Genomic DNA, 24645 nt, shown 5'->3' on the forward strand with positions numbered 1-24645 from the left:
CGAGTTCTATTGGAAAGGTGCCACATGCGCCAGGTCATCATCATCGGTTCCGGTCCTGCCGGTTACACCGCTGCGATCTACGCCGGTCGTGCCGGTCTCGCACCCCTGGTGGTCGCCAGTTCCGTCGAGGCCGGCGGTGAACTGATGAAGACCACCGAGATCGAGAATTTCCCCGGGTTCCCCGACGGCCTGCAGGGCCCCGACCTCATGTTCAAGATGCAGGAGCAGGCCGAGAAGTTCGGTGCCGAGGTCCTGCTCGACGACGTCGTGGGCCTCGAGCTCGACGGCGACGTCAAGAAGGTCACGCTCGGGTCCGGCGCGGTCGAAGAGGCTCTCACGGTCATCTTCGCCACGGGTTCCGCGTACCGCAAGCTGGGCGTCGAGGGCGAAGAGCGCCTCTCCGGTCGCGGTGTCAGCTGGTGCGCGACATGCGACGGCTTCTTCTTCAAGCAGAAAGAGATCGCGGTCGTCGGTGGCGGCGACTCCGCAATGGAAGAGGCGACGTTCCTGACGCGCTTCGCCACGAAGGTCTACGTCATCCACCGCAAAGACACGCTTCGCGCGTCGAAGATCATGCAAGACCGCGCTTTCGACAACGAGAAGATCGAGTTCCTCTGGAACAAGGAGGTCACCGAGATCACCGGCGACGAGAAGGCGGCCGGCGTCACGCTGACGGACACCGTCGACGGCAGCACCTCGCACCTCGATCTCGAGGGTCTGTTCATCGCGATCGGCAACGACCCGCGCGTGCACCTCGTCCACGGGCAGCTGAACCTGACGACCGACGGCACCGTCGCGGTCGAAGGGCGCTCCTCGAAGACCAACCTGCCGGGTGTGTTCGCCGCGGGCGACGTCATCGACATCACCTACCGACAGGCCATCACGGCCGCCGGCTCCGGCACCGTCGCGGCCCTCGACGCCGAGCACTACCTCGCCGGGCTCGACAAAACCCTCCTCGACCAGGCCCTTGGTGAGCAACCGGTCGAACCGGTTACGGTCTCCGCCTGATCCTCCGCTCCACCCCGCTTCTTCACACCTTCAGAATCTCCGCGAAAGGGGAACAACATGAGCAACGCAACCGCAGTCACCGACGCCAGCTTCGAGGCCGACGTCCTCAACTCCGACGAGACGATCCTGGTCGACTTCTGGGCCGAGTGGTGCGGCCCGTGTCGCGCGGTCTCGCCGATCCTCGACCAGATCGCGTCCGAGCACAGCGACAAGATCAAGATCGTGAAGCTCAACGTCGACGACAACCCGCAGACCGCGATGAAGTACCAGATCACCTCCATCCCGGCGATGAAGGTGTACCGCGCTGGCGAGGTCGTCAAGACCGTCATCGGCGCCAAGCCCAAGCCGGCCCTCGAGGCCGACCTGGCGGACTTCCTGGCGTAAGTGCTCGTGTAGCGACACGTACCAAGCCACCGAAAGCCCGCCCAGCAACCACGCTGGGCGGGCTTTCTCTGTTAAAAACCACTCTCTCCCATAACCTAGAACGACACCTCCCAAAGACAGGGCTTCAGATGACCAACCAGGGCACCAACCTCGATCCGTGGTACGACAGCTATGCAGACCGCACGGCAGGCCTCAGCGCCTCCGAGGTGCGAGCCCTGTTCGCCGTCGCCTCGCGCCCCGAGGTCGTGTCGCTGGCCGGCGGGATGCCCTACGTGTCGGCATTGCCGCGCGAGATGGTCATGGGTTCGATCGAGAAGGTCATGCACGACAACGGCGCCATGGCACTGCAGTACGGCTCCGGCCAGGGCACCCCCGCCATCCGCGAGCACATCATGGAGATCATGGCCATGGAGGGCATCCGGGGAGCGCCGACAACGTCGTGGTCACCACCGGCTCCCAGCAGGCCCTCGACCTCGTCACGCGCCTGTTCATCAACCCCGGCGACGTCGTCCTCGCCGAGTCGCCGAGCTATGTCGGCGCGCTCGGGGTGTTCCGCGCGTACCAGGCAGACGTCGTCCACGTCGCGATGGACGCCGAGGGGCTCATCCCCGAGTCCCTGCGCGAGACGATCACCACGCTCGAGGCCGCGGGCAAGCCGATCAAGTTCCTCTACACGATCCCCAACTTCCACAACCCGGCCGGAGTCACCCTCAGCTGGGGCCGGCGCCTCGAGATCCTCGACATCTGCCGTTCCCACGGCATCCTCGTGCTCGAAGACAACCCCTACGGTCTCCTGTACTTCGATCAGCCGGCCCCGCAGGCCATGCGCTCCGTCGACGACGAGGGCGTCATCTACCTCGGCTCCTTCTCCAAGACCCTGGCTCCAGGATTCCGTGTGGGCTGGGCGCTCGCGCCGCATGCCATCCGCGAGAAGCTGATCCTCGCCAACGAATCCGCGACCCTGTCGCCCAACTCGTTCGGCCAGTTCGTGATCACGGAGTACCTCGACCAGACCGACTGGAAGGGTCAGATCGACACGTTCCGTCATCTCTACGCCGAGCGTCGCGACGCGATGCTCTCCGCCCTGGGGGAGTACCTGCCGAAACTCAGCTGGACCAAGCCCGAAGGTGGCTTCTTCGTCTGGGTCACCCTCCCCGACGAACTCGACTCGAAGGCGATGCTGCCCCGAGCCGTGAAAGAGCTCGTCGCCTACACGCCCGGCACTGCCTTCTATTCCGACGGCCAGGGCAAGCAGAACATGCGACTGTCGTTCTGCTACCCGACCCCCGAGTCGATCCGCACCGGCATCGCTCGCCTCGCCACTGTCATCAACGGCGAGATCGACCTGCTGCAGACCTTCTCGGGCGCCAACCTCACGACGCCGATCCCGACCAGGTCCAGTGTCACCACACCTCCGCCCAACACCCTCTGATCAGCATTTTCTAAGAATTGGTCGTTCAGAAGGGCGCAGGATCACGGGTTCCTCCTCGGGTCACTCTCGTCACCGCTCGTTCCCGTCCTTCGCACTGCGCCCGTTGATCCGCCCCGTTCCCCACCGAGAAAGAGACTCGCTCGCATGACCACCCCACTCGTCCCCGAGAGTCTCCGCACCGTCACCGTGCTCGCCGGTGGCATCAGCCACGAGCGCGACGTGTCGTTGCGCTCGGGCCGCCGGGTCGCCGACAGCCTCACCGCGCACGGCATCTCCGTCGAGCTGCGCGATCCCGACGCGACGCTGCTCGGCCACCTGAGCGAGACGCGGCCCGACGTGATCTGGCCGGCGCTGCACGGTGCCAGCGGGGAAGACGGGGCACTCCGCGGAGTCCTCGAAGCGCTCGACATCCCCTTCGTCGGTTCCCGGGCGACGGCAGCGCGGCTCGCCTGGGACAAGCCGACCGCCAAAGCCCTCGTCGCACGCGCGGGAATCCATACGCCGCGCAGCGTCACCCTCTCGCACGATGCCTTCCGAGAGCTCGGTGCCGTCAGCGTCCTCCAGGCCATCGCGGACGAGCACCCCGTTCCCCTCGTCGTGAAGCCGGCCCGGGGCGGTTCCGCCCAGGGTGTGACCGTCGTGGATGACATCGCGGGCCTGCCTCGTGCAATGGTCGACGCCTACACGTACTGCGAAGACGTCCTCGTCGAGCAGAAGATCGTCGGAACCGAAGTCGCCATCGGCGTCATCGACACCGGCGACGGGCCGATCGCCCTTCCGGCTGTCGAGATCGTGCCCCGATCGGGCTTCTACGGCTTCGAGGCCCGCTACAACGCCGGTGAGACGCGATTCTTCACCCCCGCTCGACTGGACGACACGGTCGCCGCAGCGGCCGCCGCAGCGGCAGTGGCAGCCCACACCGCGCTCGGTCTTCGGCACCTCTCCCGCGTCGACCTCATCATCGACGCCGCCGGCACGGCCTGGTTCCTCGAGGTGAACGTGCTCCCCGGGCTCACCGAGACCTCCCTCGTGCCGCTGGCACTCGAGGCCGCTGGCTACGACCTCGGTTGGCTCTATGCCGAGCTCGCCCAGAAGGCGATCACCGACCACCGCGCCTGAGGTCCGTCGGGCTGACCGCCGCGCTCTTGTAGACGGACACCGCGCCCCTCCGCGCCGAGTCGCCACGGTAGGTGCACTGAGCGCCGACACCACCGGCGCCATGAGATGTACACGTTCCTGTGTTGTCCGGCGAGTCACACCCTCCCCGGGCCACCGTCAGCATCCCACGTCCGCTTCGCACGCCCCGTCGGCGTTACTACGCCACACCCACCACGTTGTTTCACGTGAAACATCGTCGACCCCCGCAACTCCCACGTTGTTTCACGTGAAACATCGACACGGACATCGCGGCCAGTTTCACCCCGCCGTCAGGACACAGAACTCATTTCCCTCGGGATCAACAAGGCATCTCCACGACACCTCACCCTGCCCCACATCGAGGTCCTCGGCGCCGAGGGCGCGGAGCCGCTCGACTTCGCCCTCCTGGTCGTCCCCCACGTACGGCATCACGTCCAGGTGAACGCGCGTCGACGCCCCGGCGACGTGAGGCGTCCGAACGAACTCCAGTCGTGGTCCCAAGTCCGCCGCGGAGCGCAGAACCACTCGGTCAGCTGTCGCCTCGTGCAGTGTCCAGTCGATCGCCTGACTCCAGAAGGCGGCCAGGAACTGCGGGTCTCGGCACTCCACCACCACCGCGGCGATGGGCCCCGAGTTCAGCTCGGCCAAGCCGGGGCCCAGAACGCAGAACAGGTTCCCGTCCGGGTCCGCCATCGCGGTTCGCCCCGCAGGTCCTTCCCCGTCCACAGGAGTGGCTCCGAGATCGCCCAGACGAGCGACCAGTTCATCGTGATGCGCAACGGACGTCGTTGCGAGGTCCAGATGCACCCGATACTTGACCGTCTCGGGATCCTGCACGGACACCACATCGACGCACACGGCAGCGGGATCGGCCCAGGTGAAGCCGCGCGGCTCGACGTTGGTCACGCCCGGCCCCTCGCTGGAGACACCCCAGTCGAGTGCGTCCGCCCAGAAGCGCCCGAGAGACACGTCATCTCGAGCCTTGAAATTCACTTGAACGAGTCGAAGCGCCATGCCGCAAGAGCCTATTGCAGCCGGCAAGCAGCCCGCATCCTCCGAGGGTGTACCAGGCGGAGACGTTCCGTGTCACTCGTCCCGATCGAAGCTCACCCAGCGCTCCGTGAGAACGTAGCCCAGCGACTCGCACGCGCGGAGGATGCCGATGTTGCCCGCGGCGCCGCCCGCCCCGAAGAGAGTCACTCCCCTCTCCGCAAGCGACAGGACCGACAGGGCCTTCACCCCGGTTCCGAGCCCCCGCCGACGGTGCTCCTGCGCCACCGCCGTGAACTCCGTCTCCGCTCGCTCGGCATCGCGGGCCACCAGCGTGACCGCGACCAGCCGCTCGCCGACCCACGCACCGAAGTAGCGCAAGCCCTCATCCAGCCACGCCTCGAGTTGCTCGAGGCCGACTTCGTCGTGGCGAGACGCTGGTGTCTCTGGATAGTCGGAGGACGTCTGCCTGTCCAGGTCGGCGACGGCAGGCAATTCGTCCCTTGTCCCTTCACGAAGGTCGTACCCGCGGCCCCCGCGGTGGAGAGTGTCGACGACAATGCACGACGAGCAGGATCGAGATCGGCGCGACCGGTGACACGGAGGCGGGCACCCCAGGATTCTCCGACGACCCGGCATCCCGCCGTGATCAGCTCAGCATGACGAGGCTCGGTCGATCGAACCGTCTCGATTTTCGATTTCGAGGCCTCATTCCGGCCCACCGAAATCACAGCTCTCCGTCAGATCGACGCACAGCCGTCACTCTCGAGAAATCCCTGTTCAGAAGGCTGAACGGCAACACGATTACGCCACGCCGAACGGATCCTGTCCCATTTCCGACAGAATCCGGTTCAAGTCACCGATCGAAGCGAAGTCGATGGTGATCGACCCCTTCCGAGCGCCGAGAGAGACTTTGACCCGAGTGTCGAATCGGTCACCGAGACGCTCGGCGACCTCGTCGAGGTGACCCTGCGTAGCACCGGAATGTGAACTGGGCCGCTTGGGCTTCGTGGTGACGCCCGCCGCGGCCGCCTCGGCCGCGCGAACGGAAAGGTCTTCGTTGACGATCTTGTCGGCGAGCCGCTCCATCCCCGCCGCATCGCCCACCGACAGAATCGCTCGTGCGTGTCCAGCCGACAGGACTCCCGACGCGACCCGACGCTGTACGGGGGAGGGGAGACGCAGGAGCCGGATGGTGTTGGTGATCTGGGGCCGGCTGCGGCCGATACGATCGGCCAGGTCTTCCTGGGTGATGCCGAAGTCGGCCAGGAGCTGCTGGTACGCCGATGCCTCTTCCAGGGGATTGAGCTGCGCGCGATGCAGGTTCTCGAGCAGCGCATCGCGCAGCATCGATTCGTCAGCGGTGTCTTTCACCAGGGCCGGAATCGTGGCGAGACCGAGCTCCTTGGTCGCTCGGAGCCGGCGTTCGCCCATCACGAGCTCGTATTGCGGGCCGGTAGGAAGCGCGTCTTTCAGCGGACGGACGACGATCGGCTGCAGCAGGCCCACCTCGCGGATGGACGCCACCAGCTCGCGAAGTTCTTCTTCGCGGAACTCGGTGCGAGGCTGCTGCGCGTTCGGAACGATGTCGAGCGGGTTCAGGCTGGCCAGGCGCGCGCCGGGGACCGCGACGAGTTCTTCTGCGGACTGCTCGCGAGTCGGAAAGAAGACGTCGACGGGACGATCCTGGCTCTCGTCCGCGACGGGAATGAGGGCGCCGATTCCTCGGCCGAGTCCGGTTCGCTTGGTGGCCACTAGTTGGGTGCTCCTCGGTGTGCGATTTCGGCGGCGGCCTCGAGATACGAGAGCGAGCCGGGGGAGTTGGTGTCGTAGCTGATGACGGTCTGCCCGTAGCCGGGGGCTTCGCTGATACGGACAGAACGCGGGATCATTGTGTCCAGGACCTCGCGGGGGAAGTGCTCCCGCACGTCGGCCGCGACCTGCTGGGACAGGTTCGTGCGCCCGTCGTACATGGTGAGCAGGATCGTCGACACCGTGAGAACAGGGTTCAGGTGCTTCTCGATGAGCTGAATGTTCCGCAGCAGCTGGCTCAGGCCCTCCAGTGCGTAGTACTCGCACTGGATGGGAATCAGAACCTCTTGCGCTGCCACGAACGCATTGATGGTGAGCAGCCCCAGCGACGGCGGGCAGTCGATGAAGACGTAGTCGAATCGCGTCTCAGAGCCTGACGTCGAGGCGAGGAAGGCATCGAGCGCGGTGCGAAGACGCTGTTCGCGGGCCACGAGAGAGACCAACTCGATCTCCGCGCCCGCGAGGTGGATCGTAGAGGGGACGCAGAAGAGCTGGTCGAACTCCGGACTCTTTTGGATGACGTCGGCAATGGCAGCCTCGCCGACGACGACGTCGTACACGCTGGCCGTCTCAGCCCGGTGCTCGACCCCGAGAGCGGTCGACGCATTGCCCTGCGGATCGAGGTCGATGACCAGCACACGCGCACCATTACGAGCCAGGCCGGCAGCGAGGTTCACGGTGGTGGTCGTCTTACCGACGCCACCCTTCTGATTCGAGACCGTCATCACCCGTGTCCGGGTCGGACGCGGAAGCGTGTCGACTTTCAGCGCCTCGCGACGTCGAGTCAACTCGGTGAGCTCCCGCGCCAGGGGAGTCGTGGCGTCGATGGTGGTCGCCAGCTCCGGCGCCGGCGTCTCCGCCGCTCCCGATCCGCGCGCGGAGAACTCGGAGGGGACGTCAGAAGCGGTGTTCACCGGATGAATCTCCGAATCGCAGTGTTTCACGTGAAACGGTCGAGTGGACCAGGGCGATCACGAGCGTTCAGAAACCCTCAGGCCTCAGAAGCACTGTGTACCCGACGGCCACCGCCGCAAGTCAATCAACTGTAGCTCGAAAGACCCGAGTCGTTTCTTCGACGAGCCCGACGCCGAGCTCCAGAACTTCGACATCAACGAGGTGGTTCCTGGCGATGACTTTCCGCGCGGCGTCGACCTCGGCATCGATTCTGGCGCCCTTGAGAAAGAGGAGTTCTCCGCCGGTCTTGACCAGCGGGACGGTCAGCGGAATGAGCTTCGACAGGGCACTGACGGCTCGCGCGGTCGCTTGGTCGAGCCAGGGAGAAATGGTCGCCTCTTCGGCCCGCGCCCGGATCACTTCGACATTGGCGAGCCCCAGACGATCGGCCTCAGCGCGAAGCCAGTCGGTGCGACGCTCCATGGGCTCGATCAGAATGAGAGTGGCATCGGGACGAGCCGCAGCTAGCACAAGGCCGGGAAGGCCCGCCCCAGAACCGATGTCGCCGACGCGCCCTGCGACGAGCATAGGCGCGAGGAGGCCGCTGTTGACGACGTGCCGTGTCCACAGGCGCGGGAGCTCGAGCGGACCGATCAGCCCGAGTTCTTCGCCGTACTGAGCGAGGTCGGACGTGAACTGTCGAACGACGTCGATCCTGTCGCCGAACAGCACCGCTGCTGCGGCCGGTTCGGTCTCGAGATCGGTCAGGGGAGTGGTCATCGTTTCACGTGAAACAGGGGGCTGAGGGGGCTCAGGATCAGCCACGAGTAACGACGGTATGCCGGTCGCGGCCTTCACCCTCGGACTCCGATACGAAACCGCGCGCCGCGACGATGTCGTGGACCAGCTTCCGTTCGTACGACGACATGGGCGGCAGCGACGCTGCAGTCGCGCCCTCTTCGAGCTTGGCGACGGCGCGGTCGACCAGGGCCGTGAGCTCCTGCTCGCGCGTGGCACGAGACCCGCCGACGTCCAGGATCAACCGGGAGAACTCACCCGTGCGGGTCTGGACGGCGATACGCGTGAGCTCCTGGAGAGCCGTCACGGTGTCGGGCTTGGAGAGGAGGTGAAGGTCGTTCTCCCCAGCGGAATCGACCGAGATGTACGAGCGTCCGCCCCGAGTCTCGATGTCGATGTCGCCATCGAGGTCGAGGATGTCGAGGAGCTCCTCGATGTAGTCGGCTGCGATGTCACCCTCGTCTTGGTCGGAGGTCCGATCGCCATTCTCTGAGGAATCCTCATCCACAGCAGCGTGGGACTCGGCACCGTCGCTTAACGAGTCGACTGCGTCCACCGCACCCGCATCGTCAGCTAGTTCGGTGACATCCGGGGAGTCGGCGTTGTCCACAGCCTTCTCGGACTCGCTCGACGCCGCCGGAGTGACGTCGAAGTGCTCCGCGCGGTCGGAAGCGCCGTTGGTCTGGGTGTCGGGGGAACTCATCGGGCCTGGCCGTTCTGCTTCTTGGCGCGGTTCTTGCCGACCGGCTGGACGCGCTGGGTGGTGACTCGCTTCGGAGTCTCGATCTCGGTGACCGTGATCTCGTTGAGAGCGGTCAGGGGATTGGACGGCTTGCGGGCCTCTTTGTCCTGGTGACGCTTCGCGAGCCGGGCTTCGCGAGCGAGCGCGGCGTCACTGCCGGGAGTCGGGCTGTTGCGGATGACGACGTACTGCTGACCCATGGTCCAGATGTTGGAGGTCAGCCAGTAGAACATGACGCCGAGCGGGAAGGACAGACCGGAGAAGAGGAAGACGAGGGGAGGACGTACAGCAGCATCTTCTGCTGGCGGTACATCGGGCTCGCCTTGGTCTCGGGCGACATGTTCTTGGAGGTGAGCTGCAGCTGCGTGTAGAACTGCGATGCGGTCATGACGACGATCATGATGCCGGCGATGATCTTGACCGTGATGACATCGGACGACGTGAACGTCTCGTGCAGGGGAGCGCCGAGGAGGCTGGCGCCGGCGAACGAGTCGGAGAGGCCCTTGTTGAGGAGCCCGATGCCGATCTTTCCGGTCTGGGCATTGTGGAGAACCGTGTAGAGGCTGAAGAACACGGGCATCTGGATCAGCAGCGGAAGACAGGACGACAGCGGATTGGTGCCGGTCTCCTTGTAGAGGGCCATGGTCTCGCGCGACATCGCCTCGCGGGAGAACTGGTCTTTCTTGCCCTTGTACTTGTCTTGGATCTTCTTCAGCTGGGGCGCGACTTCCATCATTCGCCGCTGGTTCTTGATCTGACGCACGAAGATCGGGATGAGGCAGACGCGCACGATGATCGTGAGCAGGACGATCGAGAGCACCCACGTGACACCGGCGTCGGTGGGAAGGCCGATCGCGGTCAGCACGTAGTGCCAGCCGACGAGGATCGCCTCCACGACCCAGCGGATGGGCCACAGGATCGTGCCTATGAGGTCAAGCATTCTGCGTCAGCCCTTTCGTGGCTTCCACGGGGGCGGCCCCGTGGACGTGTGCAAGTCGTGTTGTCACAAAACCCCTGGTCGTCAGGGTGTAACGGTGGTGATGGGGCTCGGGGACGTCGTCGATGCCGCCGGCTGCCCACGGGTGGCAGCGGACGAGCCGCCAACTGCCGAGCGCGATGCCCTTGACGGCGCCGTGCTTCTGGATCGCCGTGAGCGCGTACTGCGAACACGACGGGTAGTAGCGGCAGACGTCGCCGTACAGGGGTGAGATGGACGCCCGGTAGGCGCGCAGGAGCGCCACGCACACGTTGCGCGGAAGAAGTGCCAGAATCTGGACTACGTGCCTCACGCCCTCATACCTTCGAACTCGGTACACCTTTGTCGATGACTTCCGTGATCTCTTCGAGCAGGGTAGACCACGGAACTTCGATACTGCCTGGCAGGGCGCGGATCACCACGTCTGTTCCCTGAGGGAGAACAGAGAGCTTCTCGTGAGCGATCGCCTTGAGGCGACGGCGGACGGTATTTCGCACGACGGCGTTGCCGACGGTCTTCGCGACGATGAACCCGAACCGGACCTCCGGCGCCCGCGCTGATCCCGACTGTCCGGGGAAGTCACGGACGGGAAGCTCACGTGCGGGGACGACGCGCACGTAGACGACACAGTGCGCCGTGGCCGACTTGCGGCCACGACGCACGGTGTTGCGATAGTCGTCAGCGCGAACGATCCGGTTGGCACGCGCCAACACGAGAGCCTCGACCCTGCGCGGCTGGCTTACGCGGAGAGCTCGGTGCGGCCCTTGCCGCGGCGAGCGGCGAGGATGGCGCGGCCGGCGCGGGTGCGCATGCGGGCACGGAAACCGTGCTTCTTGGCACGGCGACGGTTGTTCGGCTGGAAAGTGCGCTTGCTCATGGTTTCGTCTCCATAGGGAAAGGACCGAGCCAGGTGCCGCAGTCCGAAAAGTCTGGTCAGCCCAAAGGTGGCTGAAATCAACTGGTTAAAACTACGCGACGGGGGCTCGGGGGTCAAACGCGAGCCAAAACGATCATTATCCACAGTGGGGAAAACTTCGGTTGCGTTTCCCCCGCCGTGTCGAACTAAGGTGGGGGAGTCCCGAGCGCGATCACCACGGGATCAGCGGAGAAACCCGAAGTTCCCCCGCCCCACGCGAGTTGCACAGCCGGTGGATAACCCTGTGAACAACCCTGTTGAGAAGTCGGCCCGGTTCACACGACAAAGATCCCCGCACCACAGGATCCCCGCACCACAGGCCGAAGCAATGTCAGAGGAATTGAGAACACAGTGACGAGTACGATCGACCCGGTCCAGGGCCTCTGGCGATCCGTCCTCGCCCGGCTCACGACCGACGACCGCATCACCCCTCAGCTCCACGGCTTCGTCAGCCTCGTCGAGCCCAAGGGGTCCTCGGCGACACCCTGTATCTCGAGGTGCCCAACGAGTTGACCCGCGGAATGCTCGAGCAGCGCATCCGCGAGCCTCTTCTCGAGGCCATCGGCGCCCTCGACGACACGTCCGTCTCGAGCTTCGCCATCACGGTGAACCCCGACATCACTCCCGACACTCTCAGCGAGCCGCGAGAGCAGGCCGAACAGAACCAGTACGTCGAGGCCCCGTTCGTGCCGGCGCCGGTCGAGGTCGCCACCGGCGGCAAGCGCAACGACTCACGGCTCAACCCGAAGTACAGCTTCGACAACTTCGTCATCGGCGCCTCCAACCGCTTCGCCCACGCCGCGGCCGTCGCCGTGAGCGAAGCGCCGGCCAAGGCCTACAATCCCCTCTTCATCTATGGCGAGTCCGGCCTGGGCAAGACCCACCTCCTCCACGCCATCGGCCACTACGCCGAGAGCATGTATCCCGGGATCCGTGTCCGCTACGTCTCGAGCGAAGAGTTCACCAACGACTTCATCAACTCGATCGCGAACAACCGCTCGAGCCAGTTCCAGCAGCGCTATCGCGAGATCGACATCCTGCTGATCGACGACATCCAGTTCCTCCAAGGCAAAGACTCCACACAGGAGGCCTTCTTCCACACCTTCAATACGCTCCACGATCACGACAAGCAGCTCGTGATCACCAGCGACCTGCCGCCGAAGCACCTCACCGGTTTCGAAGACCGGATGCGCTCGCGATTCGAGTGGGGCCTGATCACCGACGTCCAGGCGCCCGATCTCGAGACCCGCATCGCGATCCTGCGCAAGAAGGCCCAGAGCGAGAAGCTGCTCGTCCGCGACGAGATCCTCGAATACATGGCCACCAAGGTCTCGAGCAACATCCGCGAGCTCGAGGGCACGCTGATCCGGGTCACCGCGTTCGCCAGCCTGAACCGCACGGCCGTCGACATGGCCCTGGTGCAGACGGTCTTGAAAGACCTGATCACGCTCGACGAAGACAACATCATCGCGCCGGTCGACATCATCAACCACACGGCCGATTACTTCAAGCTCTCGGTCGACGACCTGTACGGCTCGTCCCGCTCGCAGGCGATCGCCACCGCTCGGCAGATCGCCATGTACCTCTGCCGCGAGCTGACCAACCTCTCCCTTCCGAAGATCGGCCAGCTGTTCGGCAACCGCGACCACACCACGGTGATGTACGCCAACAAGAAGATCTCCGAGCTGATGAAAGAACGTCGCTCGATCTACAACCAGGTCACCGAACTCACCAGCCGGATCAAGCAGGATCACCGGTACAAGTAGCCCGAGGCCCGCGCCCGTCGACAGAGGGAAGCGCGCGAAGCGATGTCGCAGCAGGGCAGAGCAGAGGGCGCAGGATCCTGCCTCCCGTTCCCGGCCCGAGCCGCGATCCCCTGATCGTCGGCACGCTCCTGTCCCCTCTCACGTCCCCCTGGGGACGCCCCTGTGGGTCTTAAAGCGGACCCGTTTCCCCCAGTGTGGATAACTTGTGGATAGTCGTGGATAACCGGCGGCAAATTGTTCACTCCGGAGGTCGCCCTGTGAATGACAAGACGTCGCCGACCGGTCGAGCCCACAGGGCCACCCGCTTCGACTCACAATCCATCAACAACTCACACGGGTGTAGTTCCCAGTCGCCAAGCGGTTATTAACAAGTTATCCACACTGTGCACAACGGTTAAGACTGTTACTCCTTCTTAAAAGATTCATTGGGAGAGACAACCTTGTGGATCGTTCGGCCGCCTGGGAACCCCGGAACCACCTGGAGAATTGCTGTGCCAGTATTAACCGGCCAGGCGCGATCCATGCCCGGCTCGAGCATTCGATGGCGGTTCCGACAGGGCCGCACCGTAAGGGGTCACAGCGTGAAGTTCCAGGTCAACCGCGATGTCTTCAGCGACGCCGTCTCGTTCGCCGTCAAGCTGCTTCCTCAGCGGACGACCCTTCCGATCCTGAGCGGTGTGCTCATCGAGGCCCACGAGGGCGGGCTCACACTGTCGTCGTTCGACTACGAGGTCTCGTCGCAGACGAGCATCGCCGCCGAGGTCGACGAGTCGGGCACGATCCTCGTCTCCGGCCGGCTCCTCGCCGACATCGCCAACCGCCTCCCCAACGCGCCCGTCGTCTTCACCACCGAAGAGACCCGCATCAGCGTGTCGTGCGGGTCGGCCAACTTCTCCCTGCTGAGCATGCCGGTCGAGGAGTACCCGACGCTGCCCGCAGCCGGCGAGCAATCGGGGGTCGTTCCCGGCGACAAGTTCTCCCTCGCCGTGTCGCAGGTCGCCGTCGCAGCGTCGCGCGACGACGTCACGCCCGTGATCACGGGTGTGCAGCTCGAGGTCACCGAGAATGCCCTGTCGCTCGTCGCCACCGACCGCTACCGCGTCGCGGTCCGAGGCATCGACTGGGATCCGGGCACCGCAGCCTCCACCGAGACGCTCACGGCGCTCGTCCCGGCTCGCACCCTCCAGGAGGTCGGCAAGACCTTCGGCAGCGCGTCGACCCTGTCGGTCTCGATCACGGGGAGCGAAGACCGCGAGCTCATCTCGTTCCAGGCCGACAACAAGACCGTCACATCACTGCTGATCAAGGGCAACTTCCCGCCCGTCAAGCGACTCTTCCCCGAGACGGTCGAGAACTACGCGGTGATGAACACCGCCGACCTCGTGGAGGCGACACGTCGCGTGTCGCTCGTCCTCGAGCGCGAAGCAGCTTTGAGATTCACGTTCACGATCGACGGCCTCACCCTCGAGGCAATCGGCAGCGAACAAGCGCAGGCGTCAGAGTCGATCGACGCGCTCCTGACCGGAGACGACACCGTGGTTTCCCTGAAGCCGCAGTTCCTCCTGGACGGACTGGGAGCCGTTCACTCGGAGTTCGTCCGCATCTCGTTCACCAAGACCGAGAACCCGAACAAACCGGGTCCGGTGCTGATCACGAGCCAATCCTCGAAAGACCAGCCCGGAGCGGACAGCTACAAGTACCTCCTCCAGCCCAATCTCCTGTTGCGCTGATCGCGCACTCCACCGAGGGCGCGGCCGAACAGCGGCCTGCGCGCTCAACAGAACAAAGGAATCTCATGCACATCGGCCTCATCGGTCTCGGCAAAATGGGCAACAACATGCGTGCTCGCCTCCGTGAGCACGACATCGAGGTGACCGGCTACGACAACAACCCGGCCGTTTCCGACGTCGCCAGCCTGAAAGACCTCGCAGCCGCGCTGCCCGCTCCCCGCATCGTCTGGGCCATGGTCCCGTCCGGTCCCATCACCGCCGGCGTCATCAAAGAGCTGTCCGAGGTCCTGTCGGAGGGTGACATGGTCATCGACGGCGGCAACTCGAAGTTCACCAGCGACTTCGACAACGAGAAGCTCCTCTCCGCCAAGGGCATCAACTACGTCGATGCGGGTGTCTCCGGCGGCGTCTGGGGCCTCCAGAACGGCTACGGCCTCATGGTCGGCGGCAGCGACGAGAACGTCGGCGCGGCCATGCCCATCTTCGACGCCCTGCGCCCAGACGGTCCCCAGGCCGAGGGCTTCGTCCACGTCGGCCCGGTCGGCGCCGGCCACTACGCCAAGATGGTGCACAACGGCATCGAGTACGCGATCATGCAGGCGTACGGCGAGGGCTTCGAACTCCTCGAGACCAAGAAAGACCTCATCAAAGACGTCACAGGCACCTTCAAGGCCTGGCAGCGCGGAACGGTCGTGCGCTCGTGGCTGCTCGAGCTGCTCGTGCTCGGGCTCGAACAAGACCCGTCGTTCGAAGAGATCTCGGGCTACGTCGAAGACTCCGGCGAGGGTCGTTGGACACTCGAAGAGGCCATCGACAACGCCGTTCCGATGCCCGCGATCAGCGCGTCGATCTTCGCGCGCTTCGTCTCCCGGCAGGGCGATGGTTCGCCGACGATGAAGGCCGTTGCGGCCCTGCGCAACCAGTTCGGCGGTCACGCCGTCAAGAAGGCCGACTAAGCCTTCACAGCACGACCAGACGGGCCCGCGTGCGAGTACTCCACCTCAGCTTGACCGACTTCCGCAATTACGCATCGGCTGAAGTCACTCTCGAGCGCGGGCCCAACCTCTTCGTGGGCCGGAACGGCCAGGGCAAGACGAACCTCGTCGAGTCCCTCGGCTACCTGGCCACCCTGGGTTCGCACCGGGTCTCGAGCGACGCAGCCCTCATCCGGCAGGGCGCCGACTCGGCCATCGTGCGAGCCCGGCTCGAGAGCGCCGAGCGAGATCTGCTCGCCGAGGTGCAGATCAATCGTTCGTCGCCGAACCGCGCGCAGATCAACCGCGGGGCGATCAAGCCGCGCGAGCTTCCCCGCTATTTCTCGAGTATCCTGTTCGCCCCCGAAGACCTGTCGCTGGTGCGAGGCGAGCCGAGCGGTCGCCGCCGGTTCCTCGACGAACTGCTCGTGGCGCGCAACCCCCGGCTCTCCGGGGTCTTGAGCGATTACGACCGCGTCCTCCGCCAGCGCAACACTCTCTTGAAATCGGCCAGGGCGTCCGGGGTCAAGGGCGACAAGCTCTCGACCCTCGACATCTGGGACGACCGGCTGGTCGTCCTCGGGTCCGAGATCATCGCCGCGAGGCAGGTCCTCGTCGGTCTCCTCCTCCCCGAGGTGTCGGCGGCCTACCAGGCCGTGGCGGGCGACGACCACGCCGCGACCCTCGCGATGGTGGCGAGCATCCGCGGGACCGTCTCGGGAGACGACGAACCTCTCGAAACCGGCCAGGAGCCTGTTCCCTCCACCGAGATCGACCCCCTTTTCCGTGAGGCGCTGGCCCGCGTCCGGCGCTCCGAGCTCGACCGCGGAATCACCCTGGTCGGTCCGCACCGAGACGACCTGTTCCTCTCCCTCAACGGGCTGCCGGCACGCGGCTACGCCAGCCACGGAGAATCGTGGTCGTTCGCCCTCGCCCTGAAACTGGCCTCGGCAGCCGTCCTCCGAACCGACTCGGTCACGGGCGATCCCGTCATCGTCCTCGACGACGTGTTCGCCGAGCTCGACCGGTCGCGTCGGGAGCGCCTGGCCGACGCGGTGGCCGACTACGAACAGGTCCTCATCACGGCCGCGGTCGAAGAAGACGTCCCCGAGCGCCTCGCGGCCCACACCATCCGCATCTCACAAGGAACCATCCTCGACGAGGTGGCGACGTGAGCCCGCGTCCGGCCGCGCCCGCCGACGACAACGAGGCCCAGCGGGTGTACCTGCGCTTTCGGCGCGTCTTCGGCGACCCGTCCACCAGGTCGCGAGACGCGAAGCGCAGGATCGCGAGATCCGGGGCTCCCAGCCAGCCGTTCGGTTCGGGGCGCGACCCGAAGGGCATCGCCGACGTGATCCTGGGCGTCACGACCGAACTCGGCTGGAACAGCACCCTGGCGCAGTCCGATCTCATGATCGCGTGGCCCCAGCTGGTCGGCGGCGAGCTGGCCGATCACTCCGTGCCGGTCGGCATCGAAGACGGGACGCTCACCGTCCAGTGCGATTCGACGGCGTGGGCGACACAGCTCCGGTTGATGCGCTCCCAGGTGACCACCGCCATCATCGCGACCTACCCCGAAGCGGGTATCGAGTCGATGCGTTTTCTGGGCCCCAACGCCCCGACCTGGAAACGCGGCCCCAGATCGGTTCCAGGGCGTGGCCCTCGCGATACTTACGGTTGACAAGGGTGAATCGGTCACCCGGCTCCTGAAAATCGCTCTGAGAGCGTTTTTTGCCCCGCCGCCCGGAGTCCTGCGGTAGACTGGATCAGTCGTCCAGGGGCCTTCAGAACCATCGTTCGAACGAAGCTCGCGAGCTTCCCGTCGGGGTGGTGGGCAGCTGCGCGGCGTCACGAAAAATACGGCAGGAGCCCCACAACTGATGTCACCGAATTCGCCTGATGGCACCGACCACTCCTACGAAGCAAGCGACATCCAGGTACTCGAAGGGCTCGAGGCCGTTCGCAAGCGTCCGGGCATGTACATCGGCTCGACTGGGCCGCGCGGTCTGCACCACCTGGTCTACGAGATCGTCGACAACTCCGTCGACGAGGCCCTCGCCGGGTATTGCGACACCATTCTGGTGACCATTCGCGAAGACGGCGGCATCCGCGTCATCGACAACGGCCGCGGCATCCCGGTCGACATCCACCCGGTCGAGAAGAAGTCGACCGTTGAGGTCGTCCTCACCGTCCTCCACGCCGGAGGCAAGTTCGGCGGCGGCGGCTACGCCGTCTCCGGCGGCCTCCACGGCGTCGGCTCGTCCGTGGTCAACGCGCTCTCCACCGAGCTCGACGTCGAGGTCCGGCGTCAGGGGTCGGTGTGGCGTCAGAGCTTCACCGACGGCGTCCCCGTCGCACCGCTCGCTCAGGGCGAAGAGACGACCGAGACCGGCACCACCATCACCTTCTGGCCGAACGCCGAGATCTTCGAGACCGTCGACTTCGACTACGAGACGCTCCGCGCCCGCTTCCAGCAGATGGCGTTCCTCAACAAGGGCCTGCGCATCACGCTCGCCGACGAGCGCCCCGTGCCCGAGGACGCCCCGGAGGGGACGGTCGCCAAGAGCGACGACTTCTTCTACGAGAAGGGCCTCGAAGACTACGTCGAGTACCTCAACAAGACCAAGAAGGTCGAGGTCGTCCACGAAGACATCATCAGCTTCGAGGCCGAAGACACCGAGCGCCGCATGGCCCTCGAGGTCGCCATGCAGTGGAACACCTCCTACAGCGAGAGCGTCCACACCTACGCGAACACGATCAACACCCACGAGGGCGGCACCCACGAAGAGGGCTTCCGCGCTGCGCTGACCACGGTCGTCAACAAGTACGGCCGCGACAAGGCTCTCATCAAGGAGAAAGACGACAATCTCTCCGGCGAAGACGTCCGCGAGGGCCTGACTGCGGTCATCTCGATCAAGCTGGGCGAGCCGCAGTTCGAGGGCCAGACCAAGACCAAGCTCGGCAACACCGACGCCAAGTCGTTCACGCAGAAGATCGCCTTCGACCAGCTCAACGACTGGTTCGACCGCAACCCGAAGCAGGCGCAGGCGGTCATCCGAAAGGGCCTCTCGGCTCAGGCCGCTCGCCTCGCTGCGCGCAAGGCTCGCGACCAGACCAGGCGCAAGGGCGTCCTCGAGTCGAACGGCATGCCCGGCAAGCTCAAAGACTGCCAGAGCAAAGACCCCGCGCTCAGCGAGATCTTCCTGGTCGAGGGCGACTCGGCCGGCGGTTCCGCGGTCCAGGGGCGCAACCCCGAGACGCAGGCGATCCTGCCCCTTCGCGGCAAGATCCTGAACGTCGAGAAGGCCCGCCTCGACCGCGCTCTCGGCAACAACGAGGTGCAGGCCATGATCAAGGCGTTCGGCGCCGACATCGGCGACGACTTCGATCCCGACAAGGCCAGGTACCACAAGATCGTGCTGATGGCCGATGCCGACGTCGACGGCCAGCACATCACCACGCTGCTGCTGACGCTCCTGTTCCGCTACATGCGACCGCTCATCGACCTCGGCTACGTCTATCTGGCCATGCCGCCGCTGTTCAAGCTCAAGTGGTCGAACGCCCCGCACGAGTACGTCTACAGCGACCTCGAGCGCGACGCCCTCACGCTCGCCGGCCGCGCCGAGGGCAAGCGCATGCCGAAAGACAACGGCATCCAGCGCTACAAGGGTCTCGGCGAGATGGACTACAAAGAGCTCTGGGAGACCACGATGGATCCCGAGACGCGCACTCTCCGTCAGGTCACCCTCGACGACGCGGTAGCGGCCGACGCAATCTTCAACACGCTCATGGGCGAAGACGTCGAACTGCGACGCAACTTCATCCAACAGAACGCGAAAGACGTTCGCTTCCTCGACATCTGATCCGCGCCGGCCCTTGGCCGGCGCCCAGGCCGTGAGCAGGATGCTCGTGGCCGGCTACCGAAAGAACACACACGATGGCAGACGAGACCGACGACACGACCGGCGGCATTCCCGAAGGTGTGGAGCCCCGCGAGTTCGCGGCAGCGCTGAAGCGCGACAGCATCGAAGCGGTCGACCTTCAGCTCGAGATGCAGCGCTCCTACCTCGACTACGCGATGAGCGTCATCGTGGGGCGCGCCCTCCCGGAGGTGCGCGACGGCCTCAAGCCGGTACACCGCCGCGTGATCTACGCGATGTACGACGGCGGCTACCGGCCCGACCGCGCCTTCTCGAAGTGCGCGCGCGTCGTCGGCGAGGTGATGGGAAACTTCCACCCCCACGGCGACTCGGCCATCTACGACGCCCTCGTCCGGCTCGTCCAGCCGTGGAGCCTCCGCTACCCGCTGGCCCTCGGGCAGGGCAACTTCGGTTCGCCCGGCAACGACGGCGCAGCGGCACCCCGGTACACAGAGACCAAGATGGCCCCGCTGGCACTCGAGATGGTGCGCGACATCGACGAAGACACCGTCGACTTCCAAGACAACTACGACGGTCGCACGCAAGAACCCGCGATCCTGCCCGCCCGGTTCCCGAACCTCCTCGTGAACGGCTCGGTCGGCATCGCGGTCGGCATGGCCACCAACATCCCTCCGCACAACCTGCGCGAGGTGGCCGCCGGCGCCCAGTGGTACCTCGAGCACCCCGACGCCAACCGCGAGGAGCTCCTCGAGGCGCTCATGCAGCGCATCAAGGGCCCGGACTTCCCGACCGGCGCGCAGATCCTCGGCGTCCGCGGCATCCACGACGCCTACCGCACCGGTCGCGGCTCGATCACCATGCGCTCGGTCGTCAACGTCGAGGAGATCCAGGGGCGCACCTGCCTCGTGGTCACCGAGCTGCCCTACCAGGTCAACCCCGACAACCTGGCGATCAAGATCGCCGACCTCGTGAAAGAGGGCCGCGTCGCCGGCATCGCCGATATCCGCGACGAGACCTCCGGCCGAACGGGTCAGCGGCTGGTCATCGTGCTCAAGCGCGACGCGGTCGCGAAGGTCGTCCTCAACAACCTCTACAAGCACACCTCTCTGCAAGAGAACTTCGGTGCGAACATGCTGGCGATCGTCGACGGTGTGCCGCGCACGCTGCCCCTCGACGGCTTCATCTCCGCGTGGGTCGACCACCAGATCGAGGTCATCGTCCGCCGCACGCAGTTCCGTCTGCGGAAGGCCGAAGCAGACGCGCACATCCTGCGCGGGTACATCAAGGCCCTCGACGCCCTCGACGACGTCATCGCCCTGATCCGCCGGTCGCAGACCGTCGACGACGCCCGAGCCGGGCTGATCGATCTCCTCGACGTCGACGAGCTCCAGGCCAACGCCATCCTCGCGATGCAGCTGCGCCGCTTGGCCGCTCTGGAGCGCCAGAAGATCCAGGACGACCACGACGAGCTCGAGCGCAAGATCCTCGACTTCCAGGACATCCTGGCGAAGCCCGTCCGTCAGCGCACGATCGTCAGCGAAGAACTTCAAGAGATCACCGACAAGTTCGGCGACGACCGTCGCACCGAGATCATGTTCGGCTTCGACGGCGACATGAGCGTCGAAGACCTCATCCCCGAAGAGGAGATGGTGGTCACGCTGACCCGCGGCGGTTACATCAAGCGCACGCGCAGCGACAACTACCGGTCGCAGCACCGCGGCGGCAAGGAGTCAAGGGCGCTCAGCTCCGCGCCGACGACGTGGTCGAGCACTTCTTCGTCACGACGACGCACCACTGGCTGCTGTTCCTGACCAACAAGGGGCGCGTGTACCGCGCCAAGGCGTACGAACTGCAGGAGGCCGGGCGCGACGCCAAGGGCCAGCACGTCGCCAACCTGCTCGCGATGCAGCCCGACGAAGAGATCTCGCAGGTGCTCGACATCCGCGACTACGAGGTCGCCCAGTACCTCGTGCTCGCGACCCGCGACGGCCTCATCAAGAAGACGGCCCTCACCGAGTACGACACCAACCGCACCGGTGGCATCATCGCCATCAACCTGCGCGAAGAAGACGAACTCGTCTCGGCCCTCCTCGTCGACGAGCACGACGATCTCCTGCTGGTCTCGCGGCACGGCATGTCGCTGCGCTTCACGGCCTCGAACGACTCGTTGCGGCCGATGGGGCGCTCGACCTCCGGCGTGAAGGGCATGACCTTCCGTGGCGACGACTCGCTGCTGTCGGCCTCGGTCGTCGGTGAAGAGGGCTACGTGTTCGTGGTCACCGAGGGCGGCTACGCCAAGCGCACCGCCGCCGACCAGTACCGCGTGCAGAACCGCGGCGGACTCGGCATCAAGGTCGCGAAGCTCGCCGAGTCGCGCGGCGACCTCGCCGGCGCCATGATCGTCACCGAAGACGACGAGGTGCTCGTCGTCCTGTCGGGGGCAAGGTCGTCCGTTCGGCCGTGGCCGAGGTCCCCGCCAAGGGTCGCGACACGATGGGTGTCGTGTTCGCGCGATTCGCCTCCGACGACAAGATCATCGCCGTGGCCCGCAACACCGAGCGCAACCTCGAGGTCGCAGACGACGAGGACCTCTCCGAATCGGAAGATGCTCCTTCAGACGGAGGCGCGGCGGTAGACGTCGATGAGACGGTTGATAGTGTGTCCCCCGGCGCAACCAGCGCCGCCGACACCGACACCACGCCCGAAGACGGCACCACGGGTGAGCCCGCCGGAGAGGACACGACCGAAGAATGACAAGCGTCGCCGAAAAGCTGCAGAGCAAGGCCAAGAAACCGGTCGGCACCAAGCAGGTCCGACTGAAGCTGGTCTACATCGACTTCTGGTCGACCGTGAAGCTGTCGTTCCTCATCGCCGTCGCGATCGGGATCATCACGGTCGTCGCGACGTTCCTGGTCTACGTCATCCTGGCCCGCCTGGGCATCTTCACCACCCTCGACACCCTCCTGCAGGAGGTGCTCGGCGACTCCAGCTTCACGCTCCAAGACACCCTCTCGATCGGGCAGGTGATGCTGTTCGCCATCGTTGTGGCGATCCTGAACGTCGTCATCGGAACCGTGCTGGGCGCCATCGCGGCACTGCTCTACAACCTCAGTGTCCGCATCACCGGCGGCCTGCTCGTCGGCTTCACCAACAACTGACTCGCGAGCCGCTCTCGATTTAGTAGAAACCGCCGAATAAGGTACTGTCTTATTCGGCCCAGGGGCTATAGCTCAGGCGGTTAGAGCGCTTCGCTGATAACGAAGAGGTCACAGGTTCAAGTCCTGTTAGCCCCACTGTGCGATCGCATGGCGGTGTTCATCACACGCCGTGCCGGTCACACGCCACGAAGGATATTCCCCCGCGTCCTGGCGCGAGGGGCCCGGGGCCTTAGCTCAGTTGGTAGAGCGCCTGCTTTGCAAGCAGGATGTCAGGAGTTCGATTCTCCTAGGCTCCACGGTCTGGCCTGTTCGTCGCCTTCGGTGACTTCCCGGGGGTGCAGTGCTTGTCTGGCCGCCTCCGGCGGCGTGCCGCCCCTGGTCGGGCGGCTTTTGTCGTTGTGCGGCCAGGTTGGGGGTGCTCGGGGGCCGGCTTCGCCGGGCTGGTGGGCGGCAGTGGTTTTGCGGGCGGCTGCGGGGTCTTCGGGGGCCGGCTTTGCCGGGCTGGTGGGGTGGGGTGGTTGTGCGGGCGGGTGGGGGTGTTCGGGGGCCGGCTTTGCCGGGCTGGTGGGGTGGGGTGGTTGTGGGGGTGTTCGGGGGCCGGCTTTGCCGGGCTGGTGGGTGCGGTGGTTGTGCGGGTGGGTGGGGGTGTTCGGGGAAGCGAGAAACCCCCGCTTCCGGACGGAAGCGGGGGTTTGTCGACGGAGCGGATCTCTAGGAGGTCGCCTTGTCGTCGTCGTCGGCGACCCAGAGCTCGTCGTCGGCCCGAAGGGTCTGGACGGCCGCGTAGATCACAGCGCCGAGACCGATCACGCCGAGGATGATCAGGAAGACCTTGCCGGCGCCGATGCCCGACTTGCCGGACTTCTTCTGCAGTTGCTTCTGAGTCTTGCGGGCGTTGACGGCCACCTTGGCGACCTTCACGGCCGCCTTCGGGTGCTTGCGCGCCTGCTTCGCGGCAGCCTTGAGAGCCTTTCGCTTCGCCTTACGGCTGAGCTTCTTGCCCTTCTTCTTGCCGCCCGACACCAGGTCTTGACCGTTCTTGACGAGGTTCGAGACCGTCGGGTCGTTCGCCAGATCGCTGAGGGGCTCGACGCGACCGCGGCGGAGACGGCCGGAGCCACGTCGTTGACCAGCCGGTCCTTCGCCGTGGAAGCGGCGGCCGACGCCTGCGTGACCCCGCTGTTCACAGCCGGCTTGACCTGATTGTCGATCGCTGCGCGAACGCGCGGAGCAAGGTCCTCCTTGGCGACCTGAGCGGCCTCGGAACCGGCCTCTTTCCAGAACTGAGCGGAGTGACCAAGCATCTCGCGCGTCTCACCCCAGATCTCGGCGGCGTCGCCCCGAAGCTTCTTCATTTCTCGTGTGCGCTTACGTGACGTGCCCATGTGGTCTCCTTCGTGGATTCTGCGGCGTTCACTCCATCCTGGCACGCACCTCGCTGGCAGGTCACGGCGTGGTCTCTGAGTGATGCCTGAATCCACAGGGCGCTGTGAAAGAATCAGACCCATGTCAACGCACACCGCTGTCGCCACGATCACGACCAACCTGGGCCCGATCAAGGTCGACCTCTACGGCAACCACGCCCCCAAGACCGTCGCCAATTTCACCGGTCTCGCGACCGGCACCATCGAGTGGACGCACCCGGCCACCGGCAAGGTCTCCAAAGACAAGCTGTACGACGGCGTCGTCTTCCACCGCATCATCCCCGACTTCATGATCCAGGGCGGCGACCCGCTCGGTCAGGGCATCGGTGGCCCCGGTTACAACTTCGACGACGAGATCCACCCCGAGCTCACCTTCCAGGAGCCCTACATCCTCGCGATGGCCAACGCCGGAACACGCGGCGGCAAGGGCACCAACGGCTCGCAGTTCTTCATCACGACGGTGCCGACCCCGTGGCTGCAGGGCAAGCACACCATCTTCGGCGTCGTCTCCGACCCCGAGTCCAAGAAGGTCGTCGACGCCATCCAGGCCGTCGACACCGACGCTCGCGACAAGCCTCTGAAAGACGTCGTGATCGAGAGCATCACCATCGACGAGGTCTAAT

23 protein-coding genes, 2 tRNA genes and 3 pseudogenes are annotated in these 24645 nt (G+C 65.4%); 17 read left to right on the forward strand and 11 right to left on the reverse strand.

Annotation, left to right across the window (positions count from 1 at the left end):
* Positions 1–24: 24 nt before the first annotated feature.
* The 4 genes and pseudogenes from trxB to QUE79_RS04475 all read left to right on the forward strand — a co-directional run bounded on the left by trxB (position 25) and on the right by QUE79_RS04475 (position 3943).
* A complete protein-coding gene (gene trxB / locus QUE79_RS04460) occupies positions 25–1008 on the forward strand; it encodes a thioredoxin-disulfide reductase (RefSeq protein WP_286345623.1) in 984 nt (327 codons plus the stop codon).
* A 57-nt stretch (positions 1009–1065) separates the two neighbouring features.
* Positions 1066–1392 (forward strand): thioredoxin, encoded by a 327-nt coding sequence (gene trxA / locus QUE79_RS04465; protein ID WP_286345624.1) that lies wholly within the window; start codon positions 1066–1068, stop codon positions 1390–1392.
* A 128-nt stretch (positions 1393–1520) separates the two neighbouring features.
* A pseudogene (locus QUE79_RS04470) lies at positions 1521–2824 on the forward strand (aminotransferase-like domain-containing protein).
* A gap of 144 nt (positions 2825–2968) precedes the next feature.
* Positions 2969–3943: a D-alanine--D-alanine ligase family protein gene (locus tag QUE79_RS04475; RefSeq protein WP_286345625.1), complete on the forward strand. Its 975-nt coding sequence runs from the start codon at positions 2969–2971 to the stop codon at positions 3941–3943.
* Between the two features lie 297 nt (positions 3944–4240).
* Here the strand turns inward: QUE79_RS04475 and QUE79_RS04480 are convergent, their stop codons facing one another.
* The 10 genes and pseudogenes from QUE79_RS04480 to rpmH all read right to left on the reverse strand — a co-directional run bounded on the left by QUE79_RS04480 (position 4241) and on the right by rpmH (position 11050).
* A complete protein-coding gene (locus QUE79_RS04480; protein ID WP_286345626.1) occupies positions 4241–4975 on the reverse strand; it encodes a VOC family protein in 735 nt (244 codons plus the stop codon).
* Between the two features lie 72 nt (positions 4976–5047).
* On the reverse strand, positions 5048–5590 hold the full coding sequence (locus tag QUE79_RS25215; RefSeq protein ID WP_350271632.1) for a GNAT family N-acetyltransferase: 543 nt from the start codon (positions 5588–5590) through the stop codon (positions 5048–5050).
* Between the two features lie 165 nt (positions 5591–5755).
* Entirely contained in the window at positions 5756–6706 is a 951-nt protein-coding gene (locus QUE79_RS04490) for a ParB/RepB/Spo0J family partition protein (RefSeq protein ID WP_286345628.1), read from the reverse strand.
* Complete coding sequence (locus QUE79_RS04495; protein ID WP_286346840.1) at positions 6706–7590, reverse strand: ParA family protein; 885 nt, start codon at positions 7588–7590, stop codon at positions 6706–6708. Before QUE79_RS04495 ends, QUE79_RS04490 begins: the two co-directional genes overlap by 1 nt.
* Before the next feature lie 208 nt (positions 7591–7798).
* Entirely contained in the window at positions 7799–8437 is a 639-nt protein-coding gene (gene rsmG, locus QUE79_RS04500; RefSeq protein WP_286345629.1) for a 16S rRNA (guanine(527)-N(7))-methyltransferase RsmG, read from the reverse strand.
* A gap of 37 nt (positions 8438–8474) precedes the next feature.
* On the reverse strand, positions 8475–8963 hold the full coding sequence (locus tag QUE79_RS04505; RefSeq protein WP_286346841.1) for a Jag family protein: 489 nt from the start codon (positions 8961–8963) through the stop codon (positions 8475–8477).
* Between the two features lie 191 nt (positions 8964–9154).
* Positions 9155–10137 (reverse strand): annotated as a pseudogene (yidC, locus tag QUE79_RS04510) (membrane protein insertase YidC).
* Positions 10130–10486: a membrane protein insertion efficiency factor YidD gene (gene yidD, locus QUE79_RS04515; RefSeq protein ID WP_286345630.1), complete on the reverse strand. Its 357-nt coding sequence runs from the start codon at positions 10484–10486 to the stop codon at positions 10130–10132. The pseudogene yidC and the gene yidD overlap by 8 nt, the downstream one beginning before the upstream one ends.
* 4 nt (positions 10487–10490) lie before the next feature.
* The gene (rnpA, locus tag QUE79_RS04520) at positions 10491–10886 is read right to left on the reverse strand and encodes a ribonuclease P protein component (RefSeq protein WP_286345631.1); all 396 of its coding nucleotides are present in this window, start codon (positions 10884–10886) and stop codon (positions 10491–10493) included.
* Positions 10887–10912: 26 nt separating this feature from the next.
* On the reverse strand, positions 10913–11050 hold the full coding sequence (rpmH, locus tag QUE79_RS04525) for a 50S ribosomal protein L34 (RefSeq protein WP_043595303.1): 138 nt from the start codon (positions 11048–11050) through the stop codon (positions 10913–10915).
* Positions 11051–11440: 390 nt separating this feature from the next.
* On the opposite strand from rpmH, the gene QUE79_RS26100 reads away from it, so the two are divergent.
* The 11 genes and pseudogenes from QUE79_RS26100 (at position 11441) to QUE79_RS04575 (ending at position 22894) form a co-directional block, all read left to right on the forward strand.
* The gene (locus tag QUE79_RS26100) at positions 11441–11602 is read left to right on the forward strand and encodes a hypothetical protein (RefSeq protein ID WP_434011030.1); all 162 of its coding nucleotides are present in this window, start codon (positions 11441–11443) and stop codon (positions 11600–11602) included.
* Between the two features lie 8 nt (positions 11603–11610).
* The gene (gene dnaA / locus QUE79_RS04530; protein ID WP_434011072.1) at positions 11611–12855 is read left to right on the forward strand and encodes a chromosomal replication initiator protein DnaA; all 1245 of its coding nucleotides are present in this window, start codon (positions 11611–11613) and stop codon (positions 12853–12855) included.
* 581 nt (positions 12856–13436) lie between these two features.
* Positions 13437–14585 (forward strand): DNA polymerase III subunit beta, encoded by a 1149-nt coding sequence (dnaN, locus tag QUE79_RS04535; RefSeq protein ID WP_286345632.1) that lies wholly within the window; start codon positions 13437–13439, stop codon positions 14583–14585.
* Positions 14586–14650: 65 nt separating this feature from the next.
* Positions 14651–15541, forward strand: coding sequence for a phosphogluconate dehydrogenase (NAD(+)-dependent, decarboxylating) (gene gnd, locus QUE79_RS04540; RefSeq protein ID WP_286345633.1), 891 nt, complete (start codon positions 14651–14653; stop codon positions 15539–15541).
* Positions 15542–15570: 29 nt separating this feature from the next.
* A complete protein-coding gene (recF, locus tag QUE79_RS04545; protein WP_286345634.1) occupies positions 15571–16734 on the forward strand; it encodes a DNA replication/repair protein RecF in 1164 nt (387 codons plus the stop codon).
* Entirely contained in the window at positions 16731–17240 is a 510-nt protein-coding gene (locus QUE79_RS04550; RefSeq protein WP_286345635.1) for a DciA family protein, read from the forward strand. Before recF ends, QUE79_RS04550 begins: the two co-directional genes overlap by 4 nt.
* A gap of 199 nt (positions 17241–17439) precedes the next feature.
* Positions 17440–19422, forward strand: a complete 1983-nt coding sequence (gene gyrB / locus QUE79_RS04555; RefSeq protein ID WP_286345636.1) for a DNA topoisomerase (ATP-hydrolyzing) subunit B — start codon at positions 17440–17442, stop codon at positions 19420–19422.
* Positions 19423–19496: 74 nt separating this feature from the next.
* Positions 19497–22071: pseudogene (gyrA, locus tag QUE79_RS04560) on the forward strand (DNA gyrase subunit A); the annotation flags it as partial.
* Positions 22072–22190: 119 nt separating this feature from the next.
* Positions 22191–22598, forward strand: a complete 408-nt coding sequence (locus QUE79_RS04565) for a DUF3566 domain-containing protein (RefSeq protein WP_286345637.1) — start codon at positions 22191–22193, stop codon at positions 22596–22598.
* A gap of 61 nt (positions 22599–22659) precedes the next feature.
* A tRNA-Ile gene (locus tag QUE79_RS04570) sits at positions 22660–22733 on the forward strand.
* Between the two features lie 88 nt (positions 22734–22821).
* Positions 22822–22894: transfer RNA gene (locus tag QUE79_RS04575), tRNA-Ala, on the forward strand.
* Between the two features lie 415 nt (positions 22895–23309).
* On the opposite strand, the gene QUE79_RS04580 is transcribed toward QUE79_RS04575, so the two are convergent.
* On the reverse strand, positions 23310–23621 hold the full coding sequence (locus QUE79_RS04580; protein WP_286345638.1) for a hypothetical protein: 312 nt from the start codon (positions 23619–23621) through the stop codon (positions 23310–23312).
* Positions 23622–23627: 6 nt separating this feature from the next.
* Here QUE79_RS04580 and QUE79_RS04585 point away from each other — a divergent pair, with 6 nt between their 5' ends.
* Complete coding sequence (locus QUE79_RS04585) at positions 23628–23801, forward strand: hypothetical protein (RefSeq protein ID WP_286345639.1); 174 nt, start codon at positions 23628–23630, stop codon at positions 23799–23801.
* A gap of 303 nt (positions 23802–24104) precedes the next feature.
* Positions 24105–24644 (forward strand): peptidylprolyl isomerase, encoded by a 540-nt coding sequence (locus QUE79_RS04590; RefSeq protein ID WP_286345640.1) that lies wholly within the window; start codon positions 24105–24107, stop codon positions 24642–24644.
* The last annotated feature ends 1 nt before the right edge of the window (position 24645 follow it).

It is taken from the genome of Frondihabitans sucicola (assembly GCF_030296615.1).
GTDB classification, from domain to species: Bacteria; Actinomycetota; Actinomycetes; order Actinomycetales; family Microbacteriaceae; genus Frondihabitans; species Frondihabitans sucicola.

Coding starts and splice junctions, on each gene's coding strand:
- rsmG (WP_286345629.1), bottom strand. CDS start 8,437: ATGACCACTCCCCTGACCGATCTCGAGACCGAACCGGCCGCAGCAGCG.
- rpmH (WP_043595303.1), bottom strand. CDS start 11,050: ATGAGCAAGCGCACTTTCCAGCCGAACAACCGTCGCCGTGCCAAGAAG.
- QUE79_RS04565 (WP_286345637.1), top strand. CDS start 22,191: ATGACAAGCGTCGCCGAAAAGCTGCAGAGCAAGGCCAAGAAACCGGTC.
- trxB (WP_286345623.1), top strand. CDS start 25: ATGCGCCAGGTCATCATCATCGGTTCCGGTCCTGCCGGTTACACCGCT.
- dnaA (WP_434011072.1), top strand. CDS start 11,611: ATGCTCGAGCAGCGCATCCGCGAGCCTCTTCTCGAGGCCATCGGCGCC.
- gnd (WP_286345633.1), top strand. CDS start 14,651: ATGCACATCGGCCTCATCGGTCTCGGCAAAATGGGCAACAACATGCGT.
- QUE79_RS04475 (WP_286345625.1), top strand. CDS start 2,969: ATGACCACCCCACTCGTCCCCGAGAGTCTCCGCACCGTCACCGTGCTC.
- QUE79_RS25215 (WP_350271632.1), bottom strand. CDS start 5,590: ATGCCGGGTCGTCGGAGAATCCTGGGGTGCCCGCCTCCGTGTCACCGG.
- QUE79_RS04480 (WP_286345626.1), bottom strand. CDS start 4,975: ATGGCGCTTCGACTCGTTCAAGTGAATTTCAAGGCTCGAGATGACGTG.
- trxA (WP_286345624.1), top strand. CDS start 1,066: ATGAGCAACGCAACCGCAGTCACCGACGCCAGCTTCGAGGCCGACGTC.
- gyrB (WP_286345636.1), top strand. CDS start 17,440: ATGTCACCGAATTCGCCTGATGGCACCGACCACTCCTACGAAGCAAGC.
- QUE79_RS04590 (WP_286345640.1), top strand. CDS start 24,105: ATGTCAACGCACACCGCTGTCGCCACGATCACGACCAACCTGGGCCCG.